General features: G+C 47.4%; 20 protein-coding genes and 1 other RNA gene. 7 read left to right on the forward strand and 14 right to left on the reverse strand.

Features of this window, described 5'->3' with window-relative positions; translation table 11 throughout:
- Positions 1-131 precede the first annotated feature (131 nt).
- Positions 132-1004 carry a prephenate dehydratase gene (locus B9Y77_RS13240; protein ID WP_073425143.1) on the forward strand — a complete coding sequence of 291 codons (873 nt, stop codon included), beginning with the start codon at positions 132-134 and terminating at the stop codon, positions 1002-1004.
- Between the two features lie 142 nt (positions 1005-1146).
- Entirely contained in the window at positions 1147-1872 is a 726-nt protein-coding gene (rph, locus tag B9Y77_RS13245; protein WP_085491969.1) for a ribonuclease PH, read from the forward strand.
- Positions 1873-2001: 129 nt separating this feature from the next.
- On the opposite strand, the gene B9Y77_RS13250 is transcribed toward rph, so the two are convergent.
- From B9Y77_RS13250 to B9Y77_RS13290, 9 genes are all read right to left on the reverse strand, one after another.
- Positions 2002-3618: a hypothetical protein gene (locus B9Y77_RS13250; protein ID WP_085491970.1), complete on the reverse strand. Its 1617-nt coding sequence runs from the start codon at positions 3616-3618 to the stop codon at positions 2002-2004.
- 31 nt (positions 3619-3649) lie between these two features.
- On the reverse strand, positions 3650-5185 hold the full coding sequence (locus B9Y77_RS13255) for a hypothetical protein (RefSeq protein ID WP_085491971.1): 1536 nt from the start codon (positions 5183-5185) through the stop codon (positions 3650-3652).
- Between the two features lie 112 nt (positions 5186-5297).
- Positions 5298-7598 carry a hypothetical protein gene (locus B9Y77_RS13260; RefSeq protein ID WP_176221768.1) on the reverse strand — a complete coding sequence of 767 codons (2301 nt, stop codon included), beginning with the start codon at positions 7596-7598 and terminating at the stop codon, positions 5298-5300.
- 31 nt (positions 7599-7629) lie between these two features.
- Positions 7630-9942: a hypothetical protein gene (locus B9Y77_RS13265; RefSeq protein ID WP_176221769.1), complete on the reverse strand. Its 2313-nt coding sequence runs from the start codon at positions 9940-9942 to the stop codon at positions 7630-7632.
- The gene (locus B9Y77_RS13270; protein ID WP_085491972.1) at positions 9935-10762 is read right to left on the reverse strand and encodes a TIGR02147 family protein; all 828 of its coding nucleotides are present in this window, start codon (positions 10760-10762) and stop codon (positions 9935-9937) included. Before B9Y77_RS13270 ends, B9Y77_RS13265 begins: the two co-directional genes overlap by 8 nt.
- Positions 10763-10946: 184 nt before the next feature.
- Complete coding sequence (locus tag B9Y77_RS13275) at positions 10947-12308, reverse strand: hypothetical protein (protein WP_085491973.1); 1362 nt, start codon at positions 12306-12308, stop codon at positions 10947-10949.
- Positions 12298-13128 carry a TIGR02147 family protein gene (locus B9Y77_RS13280; RefSeq protein WP_073425149.1) on the reverse strand — a complete coding sequence of 277 codons (831 nt, stop codon included), beginning with the start codon at positions 13126-13128 and terminating at the stop codon, positions 12298-12300. The genes B9Y77_RS13275 and B9Y77_RS13280 overlap by 11 nt, the downstream gene beginning before the upstream one ends.
- Before the next feature lie 269 nt (positions 13129-13397).
- Entirely contained in the window at positions 13398-14012 is a 615-nt protein-coding gene (hisH, locus tag B9Y77_RS13285) for an imidazole glycerol phosphate synthase subunit HisH (protein WP_073425150.1), read from the reverse strand.
- Positions 14013-14099: 87 nt separating this feature from the next.
- Positions 14100-14972: a DUF3078 domain-containing protein gene (locus B9Y77_RS13290; protein WP_244536630.1), complete on the reverse strand. Its 873-nt coding sequence runs from the start codon at positions 14970-14972 to the stop codon at positions 14100-14102.
- Between the two features lie 117 nt (positions 14973-15089).
- On the opposite strand from B9Y77_RS13290, the gene B9Y77_RS13295 reads away from it, so the two are divergent.
- Positions 15090-15638, forward strand: coding sequence for a hypothetical protein (locus B9Y77_RS13295; protein ID WP_085492028.1), 549 nt, complete (start codon positions 15090-15092; stop codon positions 15636-15638).
- 52 nt (positions 15639-15690) lie between these two features.
- Here B9Y77_RS13295 and B9Y77_RS13300 read toward each other — a convergent pair whose 3' ends face one another.
- Both B9Y77_RS13300 and B9Y77_RS13305 read right to left on the reverse strand, forming a co-directional pair.
- On the reverse strand, positions 15691-16395 hold the full coding sequence (locus B9Y77_RS13300; RefSeq protein WP_085492029.1) for a fibrobacter succinogenes major paralogous domain-containing protein: 705 nt from the start codon (positions 16393-16395) through the stop codon (positions 15691-15693).
- A gap of 128 nt (positions 16396-16523) precedes the next feature.
- On the reverse strand, positions 16524-17792 hold the full coding sequence (locus B9Y77_RS13305; RefSeq protein WP_085491974.1) for an argininosuccinate synthase: 1269 nt from the start codon (positions 17790-17792) through the stop codon (positions 16524-16526).
- 166 nt (positions 17793-17958) lie between these two features.
- On the opposite strand from B9Y77_RS13305, the gene B9Y77_RS13310 reads away from it, so the two are divergent.
- Both B9Y77_RS13310 and B9Y77_RS13315 read left to right on the forward strand, forming a co-directional pair.
- Positions 17959-18975, forward strand: a complete 1017-nt coding sequence (locus tag B9Y77_RS13310) for an MlaD family protein (RefSeq protein WP_085491975.1) — start codon at positions 17959-17961, stop codon at positions 18973-18975.
- A complete protein-coding gene (locus B9Y77_RS13315; RefSeq protein WP_085491976.1) occupies positions 18976-21069 on the forward strand; it encodes an ATP-dependent DNA helicase RecG in 2094 nt (697 codons plus the stop codon).
- A 3-nt stretch (positions 21070-21072) separates the two neighbouring features.
- Here B9Y77_RS13315 and B9Y77_RS13320 read toward each other — a convergent pair whose 3' ends face one another.
- Positions 21073-21429, reverse strand: a complete 357-nt coding sequence (locus B9Y77_RS13320; protein WP_073425154.1) for a hypothetical protein — start codon at positions 21427-21429, stop codon at positions 21073-21075.
- A 20-nt stretch (positions 21430-21449) separates the two neighbouring features.
- Positions 21450-23150 carry a BamA/TamA family outer membrane protein gene (locus B9Y77_RS13325; RefSeq protein ID WP_254900043.1) on the reverse strand — a complete coding sequence of 567 codons (1701 nt, stop codon included), beginning with the start codon at positions 23148-23150 and terminating at the stop codon, positions 21450-21452.
- Between the two features lie 127 nt (positions 23151-23277).
- Here B9Y77_RS13325 and rnpB point away from each other — a divergent pair.
- Positions 23278-23648, forward strand: an RNA gene (rnpB, locus tag B9Y77_RS13330) — RNase P RNA component class A.
- 60 nt (positions 23649-23708) lie between these two features.
- Here rnpB and B9Y77_RS13335 read toward each other — a convergent pair.
- A complete protein-coding gene (locus B9Y77_RS13335; RefSeq protein WP_085491978.1) occupies positions 23709-24353 on the reverse strand; it encodes an ABC transporter permease in 645 nt (214 codons plus the stop codon).
- 397 nt (positions 24354-24750) lie between these two features.
- On the opposite strand from B9Y77_RS13335, the gene B9Y77_RS13340 reads away from it, so the two are divergent.
- Positions 24751-25086, forward strand: a complete 336-nt coding sequence (locus B9Y77_RS13340) for a hypothetical protein (RefSeq protein WP_085491979.1) — start codon at positions 24751-24753, stop codon at positions 25084-25086.
- The last annotated feature ends 212 nt before the right edge of the window (positions 25087-25298 follow it).

Genomic DNA, 25298 nt, shown 5'->3' on the forward strand with positions numbered 1-25298 from the left:
GCGCGATTACAATAAATAGAAACAATTAACCAACAACCAATGACTATTGACTAATGACCAACTACTAAATTCCATATTCTTTTTTCCTCCTACTTCCTACTTCTAACTTCCTACTTTTTATATTTCATCTCATGAAGAAAATAGCATTCCAGGGCCGTCGCGGGGCCTATAGCGAAAGTGCCGCCTACCACCTGTTCGGAAACGATATCGAAGTCGTGCCGATGGACACGTTCGAACAAATTTTCCAGGGCATTGAAACAGGTGTCGTTGACGGTGGCGCCATCCCTATAGAGAACTCGACAGCGGGTTCCATTTACGACAACTACGACTTGCTTTACAAGTGGCGCCATCCGATTGTCGCCGAAGTCAAGTTGCAGATTGAACATACGCTCTGCGCATTGCCGGGTACAAAGCTCGAAGACCTTACCGAAGTGCTGAGCCACCCGCAGGGACTCGCCCAGTGCAGCCGCTTTTTCGGGCAACACCCGAACATCAAGAGCACCGCTTTTTACGATACCGCAGGCAGCGCCGAAGAAATCGCGAAGCGCGGCGACAAGCACATCGGTGCAATCGCAAGCGCATACGCAGCCAAGTTCTACGGTCTTGACATTTTAAAGCAAGGGCTCGAAAATTTGCCGGGCGTGAACTTCACGCGCTTTTACGCGATTCAGAAAACCGCAATTGAATTGCCGGACTTCAAGGCTAACGAAACAGGCAAGCCGCCTATCAAGACGACGCTCCTTTTGATGTTGAGCGATTCCAGCAAGTCTGGCGCTTTGTACGAAGCGCTCGGTTGCTTTGCCAAGCGCAAACTGAACCTCACGCGCATCGAGAGCCGTCCGCATCCGGACCGCCCGTGGGAATACATTTTCCACCTTTCATTCGAAGGCAATCCGAAGGACCCGAACGTCGTTGAAGCGCTCAAGGAATTGCAGCAGTACACCGATTTTATTTACCGCCTCGGAAGCTTCCGCGAAGGAACAACGGAGAAACTGAGCTATTAAGCACAATTGTCACCCCGGCCGCTGTGCCGGGGGCACCACATGCGAAAAACGTGATTACAAAAATTAATTGATCCTATCGCCTTCGGCTCCAGGATGACAAGATCAGAATGATGAGGCCGGGGAGACAACGCAAGGAGATTATATGGCATACGAACGTACTGATAGAAAACCTGAAGAATTTCGCAATCTCAAGATGACCACGGGCTTCATTTCTAGCGCCGACGGTTCTGTCCTCATCGAGATGGGACGTACCCGCGTCATCTGCAACGCAACGCTCCTCCCGAAAGTTCCGGACTGGCTTGCCGGTCGCGGCACGGGCTGGATCACGGCTGAATACAGCTTGCTCCCGCAGAGCACGGGCAAGCGCGTAGAACGCGAGCGCAAGGGCGCGAGCGGTCGCACGCAGGAAATCCAGCGCTTGGTGGGCCGTTCGCTGCGCGGCGCAGCCGATCTCGCCGCACTCGGCGAGAACGCCATCGTCGTGGACTGCGATGTGATTGAAGCCGATGGCGGCACGCGAACGGCTAGCATTATCGGTGGCTTTGTCGCACTCGCGATTGCAGTGAAGAAAATCAAGGAACGTCTCGGCATCACGCAACAAATCTTGAAGCATGGCATTACAGCAATCTCTGTGGGCGTCGTGAGCGGCAAGCCGCTTTGCGACCTCTGCTATGTCGAAGATTCTGCAGCCGACGTCGATATGAACGTCGTTATGCAAGACGCAAAGAATTTCATCGAAGTGCAAGGCACCGGCGAACACGCGAGTTTTGACCGCGCCATGCTCAACACGCTCCTCGACCTCGGCGAGAACGCCTGCAAGGAAATCTACAAGAAGCAGATGGAATTGATTGGCGGCGAATTGCCGTAATTTAGAGAGAAGATGGCGGATCTAGTCCGCCATGGCGTGGCCCAGTTGGCGCCCCCGCAACAATGTGCGGGGTGACAAAGTAAGACAAATGTCCAGTGAACACCCGCCGCGATTGCGACGGGCTTCATATTATTTGATAACTAGGCCCTTTTTCCCAGAGACGAACGGGTCTTCGCCCGTCGAACAGAAATTCTTTTTTTCGGAGTACTTGCCAAGCCCTCTTATATTAATTCGGCTCTTAGCATTCGCTTCACCTTGGACAGCAAAGAGAATCGATGTCATAAATGTCGTACTGACTTCACTAAACACCGTCATAAAATTATCCCAATCGGCACATGCCGTCTTTAGCTCAATGGACTTGGGCAATGTCATCTTAGGCATTCTAGAAAGATTTCCAAATCCACCTTCTTGAGTATAAGCCAAAATAACTTCCAAATCAGTGTCCGAAGCATACGTTACACACAAGCCTCCCCAACTTGAGATATTAGCCTTAGCAGCCGGCGAATTACCTTCAGACGGATCAACAATACCCGCGACATGGAAACCAACGCCCAAATAACCTTCCTTTGAAAATTCTAATTCACCACAAACGCCCATACAGTAATCATAAATTTCATCGCCCGTCGTATATTCAATCCCAAGCGGTTGCGGTAATTTTACAGAACCAACACCGGACATATAATCGCCAAAGCTGAACCAATATCCTGAAGTTTCGGTACCATTATCTAATCCCGTCTCAACGGTCGTCAGAGGAGCAGCAAATCCATTCCACATTTCGCTAACTTCCTTCGGTTCAGTGCAATCTCCACGGGGACTGCTACTCGACGAAGCTCTTTGCCCAGAACTGGAACTGCGCAATACGATAAACCCTTCGTCAACACTACTCTTTGGCAAAACATAGGCATAGCCATCGACATCGCAAGCTCCATACGCATCGTATTTACCGACAGCGGCAATAGAGAGGTGTCCCTTTGTACCATCGGCACCCGGCATAATGAAACGAATGCTAGACACATGTTTTGAAGCCTCGGCCGCATTCAAAGCATCCCATGTAACGCATTTTTCTACAAATTCAGTTGATTTACCAAATTCAACCTGATAAAAGGTATCGTCGTCTGAGTAAAGCCTCAAGAGCACATCCCTATCCGCAGCGTACGTCACACAGACGCCGCCCCAATCGCTGATGTCACCATACCTTAGGGCGTACGAGACATAGGGTTCTTCAATGCCCGCAACATTGAATCCCATTCCCCCAAAAATTTCAGCAGAGGTTCCTTTTCTAAAACGATATTCAGCGCAATAACTACCACAATATTCTACAAGCGCTTCCGCACATTCATACTCAGAAGTTTCAAAACCGCACACATCCGGGCTATAAACCTCAGTAACACCGCCATCAGGATCATCGCTAATATTATACCAAAGCCCAGCACCACGTGTACTATCAGGATCATATCCCGTATTCACCAAATAGTCACCTTTGCTAGCATTCCACAAACAAGCAGCCGTATTTTTCGGCGTTTTGGCACTACTTGAGGAATTTACAATCACGCTACTTGATGACTCGCCCCCAACGACGCTCGATGACATTCCAACACCATCACTGCTACCAAGAACGGTTTCAACAGATGAACTGCTATTGCCGTAAGCCGGGACATCAAAACTACCCGACGGGTTATCGTCAGAGCAAGCAACAAAGCCAAACAGCAAGGCACTCGCCGCAATATCTAAAATTCTCCTAAACACAACGCACTCCTTTATTACTTAATTATAAATTCTATTTTTCAAAAAAGGCTGGTGTTTCAAAAGAGCACGCGCCATTAGCGGAATATTTCCCAATACCTGCCAAATTAAATCTGCATTGTTCTTGATCTACAGTGCCCTTTATAGCAAACTGGATAGCACCAACAGCTCGCCCCATATCAGGGTCATTTGGCGCAATTTCATTCCAAGTAAAGCACTTTTCGACAAGCCCACTGGACTTTGGCAAAGCGACCTTAGGAGAGTTCTCGTAAGGAACATCTTTTACAACAAAGTTCAAGTAAGCATCCTTTTCGGAATAGTAAGTGACGCAAACACCGCCCCAGTCTTGAATATCTTCGAAAACGTAATCGCCATCATTAAAGCCCGCAATATTAAACGAGACCCCGCCAACAGCGTATTCAGCTCCTTCCAAGGAAAAATCCATCGTTCCACAAAAACCGAGACAAGTTTCAATAAGTCCCCCATATATTTCATAGTCAAACTCCCCTGACAGCTCCACCGGGAATTCAATATGAGCATAAGCGTCACCAGGAGACGCCTCAAAATGTTCCAACCAGCCCGCGTACCTGTCACGGTCATTATAGCCTGTTTTCACATGGGTTCCGTCAACACCTTTCCACAGGCAAGTCAAGGAATCATCGTCAGGAAAATCCACATTGACGCCATCATTAGGAAATTCCCAATCAAACGAAAATTCGTCCGGTTTATAAGTACTGATTCCCCTAATATTGAAAGTTCTCTTATCGTCGTCACCTTGGCTTTTAACCTCAAACATGATAGACAGGATTTCCTTTGCGGCCTCTTCTCCCGTATAGACCTGGCGATTGATTGAATATTCGGAATATTTCCATCTAGTTATATCAAAACGGCTCCATTCTGCACATACAGTTTTAGGCTCGTCAATCCAATACAAATTACGAAGTGTGGGTTCAGAACCACCATGCGTCGTTCTTTCTAGAAAGCCCTCAGGATATGCCATGAACGGCCATATTTCACTATTGGAATCAATTCCATCAACATTAACTTTCAAATGGACATACATCCAATAATCAGATTCATACGTGATACAGATACCACCCCAAGACGAGACATCCGCCGTAGCGCCGTCCCTGGCTAGTTGGATTTCAAAACCAGCCCAAGGTCTATACACTGAAGTATCGGGTTCAAGCGATCCGCATAAGCCATCACAATGTTTAAAAACAGAGGCCAAAGGAGTCGATGATTTTTCGAGTTCGACAGGGAAAACAATCTTCGATTTACCCTGTTGACCAAACAAGGTATCGCCAAAGGTTCGCCAAAAGCCCGTGCTATCGTCACCCGTATTGACCTTGTAATCTATGGCTGGGTCCCACAAGTTATAGCGGCGAGCCTTTACCGCACCACTCGAAGAAGACTCGACTACGACACCGTCACTCGAAAGAGCATCTACAGACGAGCTACTCCCATCTGCGATAGGCTCAGCAATCGGAATCGAAGGATTGTCATCGGAACAGGCGGCAACGACAAAGAACAAAATCGAAACCACTCCCCCAAGAATTCTCCTAAACATTCAACACTCCTTCACTTTGTCTATAAATTGTAATATATAATATTTCATTAAAAAAGGTGATCCCGGCACAAGGCCGGGAAGACATAAAGGGAATTGCTAGCAAGCTGTCTAGTTATTCAGTGACGAAATGTTCTTCTATAGGGCACTTTAAACTGTAATCGTATTCCGCATAAGTCGAATACTTGCCGAGTCCGTGAATATTGATTTTTTTCCGGGTTCCTTTTGCCCCGTAAACAACAAAGTTCACAGTCGTGAGATTCTTGGGGTCAACAAGTTTTCCATCGTCTGACTTAAATTCGTCCCACGTTAAGCAACTCGTTACCACTTCAGAACTCTTGGGAAGCGTCGCCTTAGGCAACTTGGGCAACTGACTAATATCATGAACACCAGTGCTATTCATCACGACATCGATATCAGCTTCACTAGCATAAGTCACGCAAATGCCGCCCCATAATTTATCCGCATCGCCACTAAGCAAGGTGCCATCATTGTGATCAATTCCGGCAACATAAAAACCGAATCCGGCAAAATAATCATCCTTAAATACGGCAGTTCCGCAAACGCCACCTTCATACAGGCTGCGATGGCTCCTACCACATGAATCAGGGAACTGGACACCATCATCAATCAAATTAGCCTTTTCTTCATCAGTCAAAGGCTGAGTAAAACTTGACTTATTCTCATCACTTGTATCTTCAATTGTATACCAATGTCCAGCGTTATCATCCTCAGACCTATTACAACCTGTAAACACCGCTCCAAAGAAAGACCACAGATCCGACAGCAATATGCACTGTTCTTCAACATAAAGTTTATGGTGCTTGGTCGTATCGACACTTGAACTGCTACGGATCCATGCCGAAGACGAGCTTTTCGGGGTGATAACAGGCGTTTCAATAGAGCACGCGCCATTAACGGAATACTCCCCTATACCCGCCAAATTAAATCTGAATTTTTCATAATCTACAGTACCCTTTATAGCAAACTGGATTGCACCCACCGCACGCCCCATATCAGGATCATTCGGTGCGATTTCATTCCAGGTAAAGCACTTTTCGACAAGTCCACTAGACTTTGGCAAATCGACCTTGGGAGAGTTCTCGTAAGGAACATCCTTTACAACAAAGTTCAGGAATGCATCCTTTTCAGAAAAATAAGTGACACAAACACCACCCCAATCCTGAATATTTTCAAAAACATAATCATCAGTATAGCCTGCAATGTTAAATGAAATACCGCCAACAGCGTAATCAGAGCCATCCAGATTAATATCCATCGTTCCACAAAAACCAGCACACTCCCAAATAACGCTTTCATACATATAAGGGTCATACTCCATCGACGGATACGCAGGGAACTCAATATGAGCATAAGAGTTAGCAGGAGACTCATCAAAAGGCACCAGCATACCCGCGTATTCATCACGGTCATTATAACCCGTTTTCACATGGGTATCGCCCAAGCCCCCTTTCCACAAACAAGTCAATGTATCATCGACAGGGAATCTATCGTAAAATTTTTCATCCGGATACTTCCAGCCTTGTGTGGCATTACTTGGATCATAAGTACTAATACCCTTAATATTAAACACCTTATTTTCGTCATCACCGCGACTTTTAATTACAAACATTATGGACTGAATTTCTTTAGCCGCCTCATCCCCAGTATAAACTTTGCTAATCTGCGAAGAGCCACTATTTTTCGCCCAAGAGCTAACATCAAAACTGCTCCATTTCATGCATTCAGTTTGAGCTTCGTTTGTACTGAACAAATTGAAAAGCGTAGGCGCAGGAGATTCCCCAATAGTCGTTTCACTTAAATAATTAGCGGGATACGCTTCAAAAGGCTTCGTTAAGCTATTGGAATCAAATCCATCAACTTGAACCTTTAAATAAACACTAATTGAATAATCAGATTCGTAAGTAACACAAATACCGCCCCAAGATGAGATATCCGCCGTAGAGCCTTCCTTGGCAAGCGGGATTTCAACACCCGCCCAGGGACCAATCATTAAGTAATCGGGTTCAATCGATCCGCACAAACCATCGCAATGTTTAAAGACAGAAGAAAGCGGCGTCGACGAATTTTCAAGTTCGACCGGGAAAATAATCTTCGATTCGCCCTGAAGCCCAAACAAGTTATCGCCAAAGGTTCGCCAAAAGCCCGTGCTATCGTCACCCGTATTGACCTTGTAGTCTACAGCAGGGTCCCACAAGTTGTAGCGGGCCGTTTTTACCGCACCACTCGAAGACGACTCAATTACACTATCATCACTCGAAAGAGCTTCTATAGACGAGCAGCTATCGCCCTCCGAAATAGAGTCATCGATACCGCCCGACGGATTGTCATCGGAACAGGCGACAACACCAAGCAGCAAGGCAGAAATCACGCCACCAAAAATTCCCCTAAACATACAACACTCCTTTATTTTGTTTATACTCTATTTAAAGAACATAAAGAACAGCTGGTTCTTGACATTTTAAATAGGATGTGCCATCCAGTTCTTGATACGGGGCAATTCCCAAAATATTGAACGAACTGCTGGCATTATTCTTGGCATAATCATAGAACAAAATCGACGATATCTTAGAAGGATCGATAGGTACCCTTGTTTCGCTGTCAACAAATTCATTCCAGGATTTACATTCAATCTTGGCATAACCATCTGTCTGTGGCAACGTCACGCCCGGCAATTTAGATACATTTGCAAAATCATTTTGCTCTGCATCATTTATAGCAATATGCAAATCATATTCCGATGCATAAACAACACACATGCCGCCCCAATATTTGAGACTTTTAGCCTGCAACTTGCCATTTTCATCTTTATCAGCAATGTTAAATCCGAAGCCAGCATTTCCTGCACCTTTATGTATGACACAAAGTCCCTGACAGCGGTTTAGAACAGGTTGCAACGAATCCTGACCTAACTCGCTATTCACTTGTACAGGATAAGTCTCATTGACTTCGTCGTTGTCCTTGAATGCATACCAATGTCCACCATCACCTGTCGCTGTCGAATACCCCGTTTTCACACTCAAATAACCATCCGGACCATACCAAACTGGACTAAGATTTTTGAAAGAGCACTCATCTTTATACACCTTGCTACTGCTGGAACTGCGCGGGGTTCGACTCGAAGAACTTGTCGGCGTGTAAGAGGTTTTGGGGATGGAGCAAGCCCCATTAGCAGAATATTTTCCAATACCCGCTATATTAAACTGGTTCCTATCACCATCTTCATAGCTCTTTACAATAAACTGAACCGAGCTTACCGCAGACCCCATATTAGGATCATTCGGGGCAAGGTCACTCCAAGTAAAGCATTTTTCTACAAGAGCCCCCGTAGCAGGGAGAGATGCTTTCGGAGATTCTTCATACGGAACGCCTTTTACAACAACATTTAGGTAAGCATCCTTTTCGGAATAATAAGTGATGCAAATGCCACCCCAATCCTTGATATCGGCAAATTTAGGCTTACCATAGCAAGTATTGCCTTCACAAGATGTCAACGAATCTTCAGCAATATTGAAGCCTACACCAGAAGCGGCATAATCGGCTTTTTCCAAAGTAAACTCCATCGTTCCACAAAAGCCTTTACATACATAGATAATAGGATTATACATATAGGGTTCATATTCCATCCCCCTATACGTAGGGAATTCTATTCTTGTATACGCCCCCTCGGGAGAAACATCGAAATCATACAGCATCCCGACAAATTCATCCCGATCATTATAGCCCGTATTTACAATGCCAGACCTATTCAAGCCCTTCCACAGGCAGGTCAAGGAATCGTCGTTTGTAGTAACCAGGCCTAAATCCGGTTCATTCGTACCGTCATCGCGATTCCACTGCGGAAGATTTTCATCGTAAGTACTGATACCAAAGATATTGAATTCTCCCGAGCCATCGGAATTACCCATAAATACAAAGTTGATTGCCTTGACTTCTTTAGCAGCCTCTTCGCCTGAATAGATCTTGCTCAATTTTGCCTTATTGTATTCCGCCCAGCTAGACACCTTAAAGTCGCTCCATTTGGCACAACGCGTAATGGCTTCATCAGAACCAAGCATATTCATAAGCGTTGGAGTATTCGTTAAAGTTTTCGGAAGCGTAATGCCCGGATAGGCCATAAACGGAGACGCATAGGCAATCGTATCTATGCCGCCGACATCCACATTGAGATAGACACTCACCGGGTATTCAGAGGCATACGTCACACAGATACCGCCCCACGCGGAGATATCCACCGTCGAATTTTCTTCGGCAAGCGTAAAGCCAATACCCGCCCAAGGCTTTGATTCCATGCTTTGCAACTCAGCGCTTCCGCATACGCCTCCACAATAATCAATAACAGGATCTAAATTACTTTCAGAATATTCATTGCCCATTTCCACAGGCCAAGTGATGGTTGACCGGCCCCCTTCCGCATCATCGCTAAAACTGAACCAATATCCCGTATTTTCATTACCAGTATTGATTTTGTAGTCCGTTTTGCCATTCCACACATCAAACTTCGGAACAGCCTCTACACTGCTAGAGGACTGGACTGCAGATGAACTTTCAACAGCAGAAGAGCCGCCCACAACAGACGAACTGCTACCGTCATAAACAGACGAGCTGCTTTCACCATAGGCAATCGGATTACCATCTTCCGTGACACCCGCCGTATTGTCGTCCGAGCACGCCATAAAGCCGAACGCGAACGCACATGCAGAAACGCATGCCGATATGTTAAGAAGATTCTTAAGCATGATTTTTTCCCTCCTCCCACGTCAGCGGGAACAACTGTAAATTCAACCTGTAGACACGACCGACGCCACGGCCCTTCAAAGCGATTTGAGCGATGCGCTTGCGGCAAGCATCAATTTCTTGCACAATTTGCTCGTAATCCTCGTCCGAAATTCCCATGGTAAGCCCAGAATAATTGCGTTCCGTCGACGAGAATTTTTCAAGAGCTTCATCTGCAAAATGGATCATCTCATGATGCAAAGAACGCATCGCCACCGACATAATTTCAGGAGACCCCGTCAGATGCCTATCGACCTGTTCGTAGGCATCCCCGTTTTTCTTCAGCAGTCCTGCATCTACCATAAAATTGAGCGACTCGCGGACTTCCCCCGCTGAGGCATCCAAACAACAACGCCTCGCAATTTCACCCGGAGTCGCTCCAGGCATCACCGGTGCTAGCTCTCTCACCACCGGATGAATCCATGTTTCAAAATACTTATACGCATCGCCATCGACAACTTTCACAGCATTGTCTTTCGCAATCTTCAGCATTGATTCAAAAATGACTTTGCGGTCCGCATCCGTTTTGGCATGGCAGCATTCCACCATCAACTTAAAATAGTCTAGCTCGTAACCCACCAAATGCATTGCGGCACCGACTTTTTCTGCACCAACGGACGAAAGGCGCGTTTTGCCTTCACAGACAAGCTTCAAGTAAGTCGGCGACGTAAAACCAGCCGCACGTGCAAATTCACGCCAGGAAAACGATGATACGCGTTTGCGTTCATCGTAATAGTCCTGCACATAGCAGCGATAGTCCTGATAATCCGTAATCGGTTTCATAACAATAAATATACTTTGTTCTTTACAAAAATGCAATAATCTATGATACTTTTTATCGAATTTTAGTCAATTTTAACGATTTTTGTTTAAAATCACAAAAACACAATGTATTTTAATGATACACAAAAGGCAAAAAAGAAGCCCACTCGAACGAGCAGGCTCAACATGCTAGGAAAAAGCAAACCTAGAAAGAAGTCACTTTCGAGGTATCAATAGAGCAAACGCCTTTGGCATCATACCTGCCAACAGCAATGATATTGAAGTGGATTTGATTAAATACATTTTCACTCGAATGAACTTCAAACTTAATGTCGGTCGCTTTTTCCGCCAACCCTGAGCCAGAGAAATCGTCCCAAGTGACGCATTTCTCAACAGGAGTCGTAGACGCTGCCAGAGTATAATCTTTTTCAAGAGAATCAGAGGCTAGTACCATACGCATATCTTTTTCAGCCATGTAGTACACACAAATTCCACCCCAATCGCTAATATCCGTTGCAGTCACAATAGTATCACCGGAGTCCTCTTTAACAGCCATTTTGATTCCTACCCCCGCATACGCACGGGACGCGCTGCCCATATCCAAAGCGACACTCGCCGAGAGTCCGCCTTCAAACAATTCTTCATCAGTCAGCAATTCGATAGAGTTCTTGTAGCTCGGAGCTTCGGCAGACCAATACAACAGAGAAGCGCCACCATCGTTACGGTCATTGTAAGAATACCACAAACCACCTTTTATCTTCGGCGAGCCTTCCCAGACAAAGCTACTAGGATTACTCGAAGTTCCATTCCACAGGCAGGGTTCTTGCTCCACGTTGTCATCTTGAACTTCAGTAGCTTTTACCGTTTCGACAGAGTCCAGATTCTCAACACCATGCTTGTAAGAGCTCACACCCTTGATATTGAAATAGCCCGATTCCTTCGCCTTGCCGATAAACTTAAACACAAGCGACGTCGCTTTCTTAGAAGCTTCAGCACCGGAATCATCCGACGAATTACGCTTGAAATCAGCCCACTTGGCACAGCGGGCAGCAACAGCGCCCTTCTCCGTCTTATCAAAATTGACGGAGAGCATATCGCCCGAAGCATCGGAGCCATTTTTATAGCCCAGTTCGCCTCTCATGGCAAGTTCAGATTCATAAGAGACGCAAACGCCGTCCCATTCAGAAATATCTACCGTCGTATCTTTTTCAGTCAGCGCGATACCCACGCCCGCGCTCGGAGCAGAAGCATCGCCAAGTTCTACAGTTCCGCAAAGACCGCCGCAATGCGAGACCAGCGATTTCATGTTATCCGAAGTAAGTTCATGCCCATCGAGCGTCGGGAAATTGATCTGCGACGAACCGCCTTCATCTTCATCATCCACGCTAAACCAGTAACCGGAGCTACCGTTGATATTGACGCGAGCCATACCGTTTGCGCCATTCCACAAGTCAAAAGCAATAGAATTGCCTTCTTCCGTAATTCCCGCAGTATTTGAGTCCTTGGAGCACGCGACTGCCCCAATCAAAATTGTAAGCACAGACAAGTGAAGTACTTTACTGAGCATTGGACTTATCCTCTTTCCACGTCAATGGAAACAACTGTAAATTCAACCTATAAACCCTTTCGGTCCCGTGACTGTTCAGGGCAATTTGCGCCACTTTTTTACGGCAAACATCGAGTTCCTGCAAAATCTTGTTATAGTCTTCTGCAGAAATCCCCATAGTGAGCCCCGTAAAGTTTCTCTCCGAGGGTGCAAAGCGATTGATGGATTCTTCTGCAAAGTGAGCCATTTCGCGATGCATGTAACGCAGAGCGAGCGACACCGCCGAAGTCAAGCCTTTCAAGTGTTTGTCCGCCTGCTCGTAAGTGTCACCATTCTTTTTCAGGAGCCCAACTCGTACCATAAATTCGAGCGACTCACGGACTTCCGCTGCAGAGACTCCCTGGCAGCAGCGCCTTGCGATATCACTCGGAGTTGCCCCAGGCATGACTGGAGCAAGCTCTCTCACCACCGGATGTACCCAAGATTGAAAATACTTGAATGCATCGCCATCAACAATTTTGACCTTATTGTTTGATGCCAACTCGAGCATCGCTTCGTAAGCGATTTTGCGTTCCTGGTCTGTTTTAGCATGGCAGTAAGTGACCATCGACTTGAAATACTCAAGTTCGAACCCAGCCAGCTCCATTGCCATTCCCACCTTTTCTGCCCCTTGAGGCGAAAGACGGGTTTTGCCTTCACAAACCAGTTTCAGATAAGTCGGAGACGTAAAGCCCGAAGCGCGTGTAAATTCTCGCCACGAAAACGACGAAATTCGCTTGCGCTCGTTGTAAAAGTCCTGCATATAAATGCGGTAGTCTTCGTATTCCGTTACCGACTTCATAAGCGCAAATATATATTATTTTATCATGTAAAACAACATTTCATGATACTACAATGCGTTTTTCAATCAAAAATAAGGAATTTTTCACAAAATTTTACAAATAGCAAATTTCATGATACTAGGAGTTTGTTGTTAGTCATTGGTCAATAGTCATTGGTCAATAGTTATTGGTCAATAGTTATTAGTTATTGGTTTATGGATAGTTATGGGTAAAAGAAAAAAGGCGGGCAGAAAAGCCCGCTCTTACACAGTCTACTTTATAAAGCCTACTAAATATTCCAGTCGCAGAAATTCTTAAGCATGGCAAGGCCGACCTCGCCACTCTTTTCCTGATGGAACTGGCTTGCGATTAAGTTATCCTTGCCCAAGAGTCCCGTGAAAGTCTGCGTACCGTAAGTCGTTTCGGCAAAGGAGTATTCAGCCGGAACTTGCGGGTAGTAGGAATGCACGTAGTAAAAGTCGCAACCACTGCGGATGCCCTTCATAATCGGGTGTTCGCGTGTAAAGTTTACCTGGTTCCAGCCCATGTGTGGAATCTTGAGGCCCGGTTCATCCTTGAAACGCACAGCACGACCCGGAATGAGACCAAGCGTCTTGACGCCACCGTCTTCTTCGCTTTCTTCGAGGATAATCTGGCAGCCGATGCAGATGCCAAGCACCGGGTTTCCTGCTTTGACCACAGCCTTGATGGCTTCGCCAATTCCGGTCTTGGTCAAGGTTTCCATAGCCGAGGCTGCAGCGCCCACGCCCGGAAAAATCAGTCGCGTCGCTTTTGCAATTTCGTCTGGATCGCGGCTCACCTTGGCGTCAGCACCAATAAACTTGAGCGCGTTCATCACCGATGTCAAGTTGCCCGCATTGTAATCCACAACAGTAATAGCCATAAAAACCTCATTAACTTTTACACGTACAAAGATAGAAAAAAGAACCGCCGAAGCGGTTCCCTTAAATAGTTTGGATTTGATTCTAAATTAGAACCAGCGCCAGGTCACACCGACGAGAATCGTGTTCTTGTGCTGAGCATCTTCATCCAAGTCCTTGTCGTATGCGATATCGTAGCCGACCTGGAATTCAAACAGCGGAGAAAGAGACACGGCGAGGAGGTTTTCCCACTTGCCATCGATTTCGTCAAAACCCTTGAAGTTCACGAATGCCCAGAGGCGGCTCTTGAAGTTCACGATGTCGGAGAAAGCGTACTTGAATTCCGTAATGCTTTCGAGACCCGGTTCATCCTTGAACTTTTCGAATTTCTTAGTATCGCCATCATCAGCGTAGCCGTAACCGTGAGAAATGGTCATACGGTTTGCAAAGCCAAGACGAGTGGAGAAGTTGTCGTTCGGGAAGTAACCGACACCGGCCATCTGCGTGACGTAAGCCGGATCCATGAAGCAAGAAATAGCCTTCTTGACTTCGTTTCCGTCGTCATCTTCACTATACTCGTAACCCTTAGCAAACTGGCTTTCATAGCGGGCGCCAATATAGGGCTTGACCTGTTCAGAGACATTGAAGTCAAGCATGGTTTCGAGGAAGATCTTATCCGAAGACTTGCGCTTGCCGTAACCGTCTGTCCAGGTGTAACCAAGAGCGAGGTTCACCTTGTTACGCCAGTCCGCAACGTTCCAGTGGTTCTTAAGATCAGCATCATAGCTGAAGAGCCATGTGTAAGAGGAAGTACCGTCTTCGAACTTCCAGTTGCTGAACTGCATACGGGTGAACTTAACGGCAGCGACCACATCAGCAGTCATGTTTTCGGGAAGCCAAGCTTCGAACATGCCCCCGTCAGCAAAAGCTGTCGATGCAGAAATGAGTGCTGCACAACCGATTGCGAATAATGACTTTTTCATATTACTTCCTTGTTTATGGTCCTTCTTTCCCATAGACCTTATTGTTTGGCTTAAAGATAACATTTTTTTATAGAAAAAACGGAGCGGTTGCAATTTTCGATTGCTATTATTACAAACATGTTACTCAAGCACCTCGCCATAGTGTCTTTCTTGATTTTTTGCACCGGGTACGCCCTCGCAGACGAAACTGTCAACGTGAACGAGAACAAGCCCGCTGTTTCCGAAAAATCACCATGGACATTTGAAGTAGGGATTTCGGCGGGGCGCCCCACCCCGATCATGGCAAATGCAGGTATCGGCTACAAGAACATCTTTTTCAGGGCGATGGGCGGAGGAATGCGCTTTGGCGCTGACGACTTTTGGGTCGGGTACCGTGGCGGGCTCGCCTGGGAATTTTTCCGAGAATTGCCATTTACGCTAGACCTCGGAATTGGGAGCGGATACTCTTTTGCGAAGGCGCCCAACAAGTATTTCAAGGCGCTGAACAGGGCGAATAAGGATCGCATGGTGCGCTCTTACAACTACAAGGAAACGCTCGACATTTCCGCAGAAGTGCGCACCTGCATTTACGGGGTGTTTACGGACCTCGCGATTCCGGTACATTACTTTATGAAGCACGACGAACCGACCGTGCTTTGGCAAATCGGTTATACGTATAAATTCTAGACGAAAGAACGCCGCAAGCGGCTACAGACGAAAGACTAGAGAGAACACATTTCTAGTCTTTGACGCAACGAACTGAAAAAGCCATGAACTTGGGACGATAGTCCACATCCGCATTGTCATTCCTATAGATCAAGCGCATGGCATACGCATACTCGTCACTCTTCTCTGTAGAGATCCAAAAAGTTGCTTCGTTGCCCACATAGGTATAATCACCCCCACCATCCCTGTAGCCGACAGGCAAAGCCGAGAACGCGTAATCATCCGAGCCGTTGCCGCTAGCTTTGGCAAAGTTCCAGCCACTTGTTGATTTAAGCATCTTGCCCGCAACAGAGTCGCCGCCAACAGCAGAGAACAATGTTTCAAACTCCGCTTTTGTCGGCAAGTGCCAGCCATTCGGACAAACACCACGCACCGGGGACATCGCCGAACATTCCGATTTATAGCCGCACCCCTTGCCGTTCGAACTCCACTCGCCAGCGCTGTCCATCGCCGCAGCCCATGTGTACAGGCGACCGTACTTGGTGCAGTTGGAGGAATCGTCATTGAAACAGAATGATTTTTCCGTTTCAATGTTCAAGTTCTGAGCCATCCACGTCTGTTTTCCGATAACGACAGTCTTATAGGTTTGACCGTCGCGGGAGTCCGTCAAAGTCGGTAAAGACTCCTTCCCCGAAGGGCTAGTTACAGAACTATCATCGCCGCAGGCGGCAAGGAAAAGTCCAATCCAAAGAGAAGCACAAAGAACAAATTTTTTCATATTACGAATATAAAAAAGAATTCCCACAAATGTGAGAATTCCTTAAAAGTAATGGATCCTATCGACCCTGCGGGTCGTGAGGATGACATGCGAAGTATTGATGACAGCCAAGACGGCTGTCAAGAAAATTACTTCTTGAGGCTCGGAACGCCACCGAAGTCGACGTTCGTCTTCTTGCCGAGCAAGAGGGCGCGAGTCTTGAGCGGGAGGCCGTAGCAACGGATGAAGCCAGTAGCATCCTTCTGGTCGTACATGTCAACGTCCGTGAATCCACCGAGGCCCATGTCGTACAAGCTGTACGGGCTCTTGATGCCGGCCGGGATGATGTTGCCCTTGTAAAGCTTGAGGGTAACTTCACCCGTCACAACCTTATTCACTTCATTGAAGAAGGCGTCCATAGCCTGGCGGAGCGGAGTGAACCACTGGCCATTGTAGACAAGGTTTGCGTACGTCATAGACATCTTCTGGGCTTCGAACAAAGTTTCCTTGTCGAGCACGAGCTGCTCCAAGCATTCGTGAGCCTTGTAAAGGAGCGTGCCACCCGGAGTTTCATAAACACCGCGGCTCTTGAGGCCGACGAGGCGGTTTTCAACGATGTCCAAAAGACCGCAAGCGTTCTTGCCACCGATTTCGTTCAAGAATTCGAGAAGTTCAACAGCGCCCATCTTCTTGCCGTTGATAGCAACCGGATTGCCCTTTTCGAAGGAGATCGTCACGTGATCAGCCTTGTTCGGAGCCTTTTCATACGTGTTGGTGTGCTTGAGGAATTCGTACTTGTGTTCCTGTTCCGGGAATTCCAAGACGCCACCTTCGTGAGAAAGGTGCCAGAGGTTGCCGTCTTCGGAGTAGATCTTCTTCTTGCTGATGCCGTTGAGCGGAATCTTGTGTGCAGCGGCGTAGTCGATAGCGTCTTCGCGGCTGTGGAATGTCCAACGCGGGTCCTTCCACGGAGCGATGACTTCGAGCTTCGGGTTGAGAGCGGCGTAGGTGAGTTCGAAACGGACCTGGTCATTACCCTTACCGGTAGCACCGTGAGCAACAGCGTAAGCGCCTTCCTTTTCGGCGATCTTAACCTGGTACTTAGCGATGAGCGGACGAGCAAAGGACGTACCGAGGAGGTAAGTGCCTTCGTACTTTGCACCGGCGCGAACGGTCGGCCAAACGTATTCTTCAAGGAATTCCTTCTTGAGGTCGAGAACGTAGCACTTGGAAGCACCCGTTGCAAGAGCCTTTTCTTCGAGAGCCTTTGCGTTCGGGAAGTCATTCTGACCGAGGTCGGCTGCGAATGCAATAACTTCGACGTCGTAGGTTTCCTTGAGCCAAGGAATGATGATGGAGGTGTCAAGTCCACCGCTGTAAGCGAGGACGACTTTCTTCTTGGATTCTGTTTTAGCCATTTTGAATGTCCTTATGGAAAATTTTAGACGTTGTAAATATAGAATAGACAAGTGGCGAGAGAACAGAGGAACGAAAAATTTTTATTAAAAAAAGCATCCCCATTTTACTTGCAACAACAACGGCTTCAGCAAAGCATTCAACTCTATTTTTTCTATTTTCGAAAACATGAAACTTTCGGACAGAGCGCTTGGTTATATTTCTTTCATTGTATTTGCCTGCATTTTTGGCGGCATTTCTTTTGGCATGTGGGCGGCGCATCAGAACGTACGCCAAACGGCGATAGTCGATTTTAACGAGCTTGGCTCTTTGCAACCCGAAGATCCCGTGGTATTGCGCGGCTACCGAGTCGGCACTATCGGAAGCGTCACCTGGCTCAAAGACCGCTCCCGCGTCGTCATTCACTTTACCGAACCGCTCAAGCTCCGCGAAGGTACACAATTCAATAACGTAAACTACGCACTCATGGGGCAACGCCGTCTCGAAATCATCCCGTCAAAGACGGGAACCCTCATGCCAGAGAACCACGTGTTCCAAGGGCATTTTGAACCAGGCATTGCAGAAACGTTGCGCCTCATCGAAAACGTAAACGAACAACTCGAAGCTGTACAGAAGACGATTCTGCTGCTCGCCCAGGGAGATTCTTCACACAAGTCCGCCCCGGAAATTTATGAAGAAGCCATGCACTCCATCGAGGACATTTTTGCCCACACCGAAAAGACGGTCGGCACGCTCGGTCCCAAGATGATCAAGCTCTTCAAGCAAATGAATTCTTCGAGCAAGGCGCTGACCAAGACCGCACTCCAAGCAGATACTGCCATCAAGACGGCTACTGCAACAGTGAACGAAAAACTCTCGCTCGTCGACTCTGTCGTCATTTCGCTTACAGAAAACGCAAAGAAGACAAACGATGTTATCACGAGCATCGAAAACGGAATCGATTCCGAAACACTTTTGCAATCCAAGGAACTTGTAGAAAAAATCAACGACATTATCGCAAGCCTCAACAGTGCCGTGCAAGCTATCGACACGAAGAATCTTGGATTCAAGGATAAAGACGGCAAGCCGATTAAGCTGATTACCTGGAAAAACATGAACATCATCGGTGATAACGCCCGCGACAAAGCTCGCAAGCGTTTAGAAGAAGCCAAGGCGCAACAAGAACAAAAGAAAGCAGGCAAGTAAATGGATTTATCGAACCTGCCCGGACTTGGTCCCAAGAGACTTGAAAAGCTGAACAAGTCCGGCTTAAGCACCATAGCCGATCTTTTATACAACATTCCGCGCACCTACCTCGACCAGACCAAGGTTTCAAAGATTGCAGACTTACACGATGGCGATCGCGCGGTCGTGATTGGGATTATCACGCGCGCAGGGATAGTCAAAGGGCGCATGTCGCGCTTTATGGCAGTCCTCACGGATGGTTCCGCCGAAATTTCGCTTTTATTTTTCCGCGGCACACGATTCATCGCAAACCGCGTGAAGCCGGGAACACGTTGGCTTGTTTCGGGTACGGTCGGTTCGTACCGCGGGCTGCAATTGGTGCATCCGGACATGCAGCCATTCGACGAAGGCGAAGCATTTAACGGACAAATTCTCCCCGTCTACCCGATTAGCGAAGTTTGCCGTGAAGCCAAAATGGAACAGCGGTTCTTCCGCAATTTGTACAAGACGATTTTCAATTTTCCGGGACTCACGCTCCCGAACGCTTGCCCGCGCGAGCTCACGGACTATTTGCACTTTGCACCTGTGATGGACAATCTCCGTACGCTCCACATGCCGAAAGATTTTGATTCCATTTACAAGGCGAAGCGCGAGCTCAAGATTTTGGAGCTTTTGCCGTTTTGCCTGCGCATGGTGAAGCGCCGCGAAAATCAAAAGATTCGCGGGCATGAACGCCAGATTGATTTGGGGAACGTGATGGCAGCGAAAGCGCGCCTCCCGTTCCAACTGACCGCCGGTCAGGACGCGGCGCTGAATACAATCATTGACGGTCTCAATGGCAAAAAGCAGTTCCACGCACTGTTGCAGGGCGACGTGGGCTGCGGAAAGACCGTCGTTGCCATGCTCGCCATTATGGCGGTCTGCGGAGCAGGCGAACAATGCGCTTTGATGGTCCCGACTGACATTCTCGCCCGCCAGCATTTCAAATCGCTCAAGCCGTTCTTTGATGCGGCTGGTATCCGCGTGCATCTGCTTGTCGGGGCAACTCCCGCCGCCGAAAAGAAGGTGATTCTCGGTGAACTCCAGATGGGGCTTTGCAACGTTGTCATCGGAACGCACGCGCTCTTTAGCAAAGATGTTTTCTTTGCAAAGCTCGGGCTCGTGATTATCGACGAACAGCACCGTTTCGGCGTGAGCCAGCGCGAAGCGCTGCTCGCCAAAGGCGACTACCCCGACATGCTCGTCATGAGCGCTACGCCGATTCCGCGAAGCCTCGCGATGACGCTTTACGGCGATTTAAAAGTCATCAGCATCAAGGAAAAGCCGGCAGGCCGTAAGCCTATCAAGACGCGTCTCGTGAACGCCGCAAAGCGCGAATCGATGAAGCAGTTTATTTGCAAGGAAGCCGCCGGCGGAAATCTTTGCTACTGGATTGCAAGCCGCGTGAACGCCGATGGCTCAGACAGCACCGACGAAAGCAACGCCCGCAGTGTCGATGACATCGTGAACGAAATGCGTGCCTTTATCGCCGCCTTCGGCCACACCGATGTGAGCATTGCAAAGCTCAAAGTTGCAGGCGTCCACGGTCAAATGGACGACACGCAAAGAGACGAAATCATCAAGCAGTTTGCAGCAGGCGAAATCCAGATTCTAGTTGCTACAACCGTTATCGAAGTCGGCGTGAACGTCCCTGCCGCAAATCTCATGGTCATCGACCAGCCAGACCGATTCGGTCTAGCGCAGCTTCACCAGCTGCGCGGCCGCGTAGGCCGTGGCAATCAAGAAGCCTGGTGCTTCTTGATGACACCCGAAGGCGAAGCCGCCGAAACGAGCATGGAGCGCCTCTCGCAATTTGCCGCTACCGAAGACGGCTTTGAGATTGCAGAACTCGACCTGAAAACTCGCGGCGCCGGAAACCTCGAAGGCAACGAACAGAGCGGAGCCTGGGTATTCCGCTGGTTCGACTGGATTCACGACCAGGAGCTCATTTCGCAAACGCTCGAACGAGCAGAACACATATTAAAAGACGGTTCCGCATTCAACGAAACCGCCAAAGAAAAAATCCAAACCTGGTACAACGAGAAGCCCTCGGCAAACGAGGACGGTGTCCATTAAAAATTAGAGCAAGCGCGTCATCGTTCCGACAACAAGAGCGATCAAGACAACGTTCAAGAAGAACATCGCGCGGCGCACAATCAAAAAGAAAATAGACTGCCAATGGAAAATGTGGTCGGTCGGGTTGATAAGTTCCTTCGCCGCCAAGAACACATTGATACCACCCGTCATCACGAGCATCAAAGCCCCCGGGAAATAGCCCTCGTTCCATACGAGAACCGTAAGCCACGCACCTGCAATCATGGCGATAATGCCGATGATAATTTCGACACGCATAAAAATGCGCTTGACTTCGCGAGCACGCTTCCGACGATTCTCGCGAGCAGCCTCGTCTTGATTCTTTTCTTCATCCGTCGCCATGTTCAAATACCTTTAAAAGTTTATAGTGAATACGATGTCGTCACAGAGTAATGCGCATCGCCCTTGCGTTTTCCATTCAGCGGGAAGCTCACATCAAGTTTATTGATCAAACGGGTAATAGACTTCGTTTGAGCCAAGCGGATGCCAAAGCCCGCCACATAAATCAAATCCTTACGATTAATGTCTTTTACGCAAGCAGCCGTTTCGCCAACACTTCCAAATGCGACCACAACCGGAGCCAACGTCAAAATTTCAAAATCAGGAAACCAGCGCTGTTCCAAGTTTCCATAAACGCGAGCTTGCCCAGAATAATACCCCGTCGGGAAACCGACAAATCCATCAGAGCCACCAAGCGTCAACTGGTAACCAAGCTTGGCATCGTCATACAAATCCAACTGTCCCGACAGTGCCGTCGAAAAACGCGTACTCGGATGGAAGATGTATTCGCCATTTACACGGCCATAAAAATCGCGACGCTTACCATGATCCAGATAAAACTTCATATAAGACTTAAGCGTCAAATGATGATTATCACGACCAAGATAAAGGTCTGTCCAAAAATCTAAACGGATATCGTTGTTATCGGAACCAAGTTGTTCGTAATTCTTCGAAATTTGAGCCTTGACGGAAAACCCCTTATCAATATCTTCGGTCCACCTGACGTTGTGGAAATTCTTGATTCTTTCGTAACGAATATTGGAGTACATCACATAAAAACCAAGGCGGGAATCCTTGCGTTCTGGCACCCAGTCATTCGCCGCAACAGCAGAATCAATGGCATAAGTCTTTTCGCCATCAACAAATTGATAGAGTCCTACACGACCATTATCAGCCGTTTCGCGCAAGTAATCATACGTTGCGCCCAAGTAGAACTTACGCTGTGCACCACCAAAAGATCGGCTCAAACGGAAGCTCAGAGAATCGTTAATGAAGTCTTTCAGTTGCATCAACTTCACAGACTTTTTCCCATTGAACTGCTGCAGCGAATCCAGACTCTTTTTCGGCAGAACTTCGACCGCGCCATGCGGCAAATCGCCGTTTCCATAGATGTACGTTATCCGCTTATTTTTCAAGCCCTCAAGTGTGTACGCCCACTGGTTCACGCTACGGCTGAGGAACGGCACGTACATTTTCCAGCTTGCCAAGTAACCATCCGTATTGTAGCTGTACAAAAGGTCTAAATGGTTGTAGCGGAAAAGGAAATGCGGGTCGCCATATTCCAACTGCCACATGTCGCGGAACTCGTCATGTCCAAAGTAAAAGCCAAGCTTTTGACCAAGCCCAAGGAAATTGCTTTCCTGAACGCCGATACCCCAAACCAGGTTGTCATAGCTCCACTCACTTCCCGAAAAACCTAAAGCAAAAGGAATCGTCAACGTCCAGTTATCGCTCGTTTGGACCGTCACGACATTTTTGCCTTCTTCATCGGCAACAGAAATACTGGCATCAGAAAGGAATTTCTGATCACGCAAAAAACGTTCCGCTTCCAAAAGCAAGTTCAAGTTGACGAGGTCACCTTTGTCAAAAAGCAAAAGCTTACTCACCGTAGATTCGCGGGTTTCGATATGCACCCAGTTCAGAATGTCATACGCCCACCGGTCGTACTTCGTATGCGCCTTGGAATCGTCAAAGGCATCGCCAATATTGTAGCGGATTTCGTCAACACGGAAAACGGCATTAGAATCGACCACATCCGCAAAGGATGCAGCCGCAAAACTCAACAAACAAAATATCAATTTTTTCACGGCAAGAATATACAATTTTAGACGATAGAAGAAAGACGAAAGACGAGAGATTTCGCCGAATTCTATACTTGCACGTTCCCGTCGCTTTTTCTACATTTTGCCGCGGGTAGCGGATGGCCGCCGGCAGCGAGCAATCAAAGCTGGAGGAAAGTCCGGGCACCGCAGGGCATGATGCTGGATAACGTCCAGGCGCGGTAACGCGACAGAAAGTGCAGCAGAGAATAGACCGCCCGCAGCAATGCGGGTAAGGGTGAAACGGCGAGGTAAGAGCTCACCGCACGACTGGTGACAGAAGTGGCTAGGTAAACCTCATCCGGTGCAAGACCAAGCAGGATTCCGTTCGAAAGAACCTGGTGCGGCCCGTGCCAGCTGGATATCCGGGTAGGTCGCTTGAGGCGGTCGGTAACGATTCGTCCAGAGAGATGGTCATCGCTTCGCAAGAAGTACAGAACCCGGCTTATAACTACTCAACTTTGAAGGCTTCCGCGACAAACGGAAGCCTTCTCCTTTTTAGACAAGGGAGGGGTCGCGAATCTACAAACTCACGAACTTGCGCATGCCCGCAAAAGTGACTGCAAGGCTAACAATCATAGAAACAGTCAACACAATCAGCGGCACAAATAAATTGCTCAAAAAAGCTTCGTGACCAAGTTGTACAAGCAACAGAAGCGGAATAATGAAAAAAAGCGTCATGTGGGTCGCTGCACGGACGGTTTTAACACGAAGCGAAACCATCAGAGAAAACGCAGTCGTCAACAGCACCGCCGAAAGTGCTCCAAGCATCGAAGCCACCGCCGCAGTTACCGTAATTTCGGAATGAGAAAACCAGTAACCAAGCTGCGCCAAAAGCGCAAACACCAGCGGGAATGGAAGAATCGCAAACAGTTTGCCCCAAAACAGTTTCGCCGGCGCAATCGGAGAGAGCTGTAAAAGTTCCAGCGAATTGCGTTCGCGCTCGCCCGCAAAACTGTCACCCGCCAAAGGAGCGCCCATCGGAGCCATCAGACAGCCGAGCAAAAGCATCATGTAGCTTTCCATGCCCTGCATAATTTCGCCACCGTAACGCGACACAGCAATCGCCTGGCTCGCCGCGAGAATCATCGGCGGGATGATGAACGGAATCCAGAAACGCGGATCCCTGAAAATCAGTCGAAGTTCGTGTTTAAAAACGTGGAGCATATATCTAACCTAGAACTTAGCAAAAAAAGAGCTCGAGCAGGGGCAATTTAAATGCACGCGAAGTACGATTTTGGCCATTTGATGCTACTAATTTTAGATTTTTCCATTTTCAGTAGCATAAATTCTACTTTATCCACAATATTTATAGATAAAAACACTTTTCGCGTGCTACAAAATTCGCATTTTGACCTTTTTTGTAGTACAAATCCAGCGGACAAGCTCAAAATCGGCCTACATTTCGCTTAATTTGTCCCAAAATTATGCTACAAAAACGGAGAATTCACCCATTTAGTAGCATATTTCTGCATTTTCCGTATCACTTTTCGCACCAATTTGCTTCAGAGTACACAAAAAAGTATATTAGCATATACTCTTAAACATAAACACACAACTTTTTATGAGCGACAATTTTAAAAACAAACTCTCCGTGTGGGCGGTTTTTAGTGCCGGCGGGCTTATATTTGGGGCTTTTCTAACTCCTCTTTTCGGCTTTAAAAAAGCGCTCTACATATTCCTTGCATATTCGCTTTTTTCTGCAATAAGTATTTTCGTTTTTGGGAAATTTCCCGGACGAAGGAACATATTCAAGAAAACCGATAATATGTACATCGACGATTATTTTTCGGAAGAAGACAACCACGGCGACGAAACCGACAAATTCGACGAAATTATGGGCATAAAGGAAAAAGAAAAATCCTTTGACGAGTTCATCGCCGCAAGGAAGAAAGAATGATTTACTTACTTTCATTTTGCTTATTCACTTTTTTGCTGATAGAAACGCTTATTACTAAAGAAATAAAACTGAAGGGACCACGAACAACTTTAAAAGACAATCCAAATACTTACAAGCTATTTGTTATTACCTATTCCGCTTTAATTTTATTTTCTTTAATAACCTTTTTTCTTGACTTATTCGGATTGATCGAATAAAAGCTTAAAAACAAA

The organism is Fibrobacter sp. UWB13 (assembly GCF_900177805.1).
In the GTDB taxonomy this organism is placed as follows: Bacteria; Fibrobacterota; Fibrobacteria; order Fibrobacterales; family Fibrobacteraceae; genus Fibrobacter.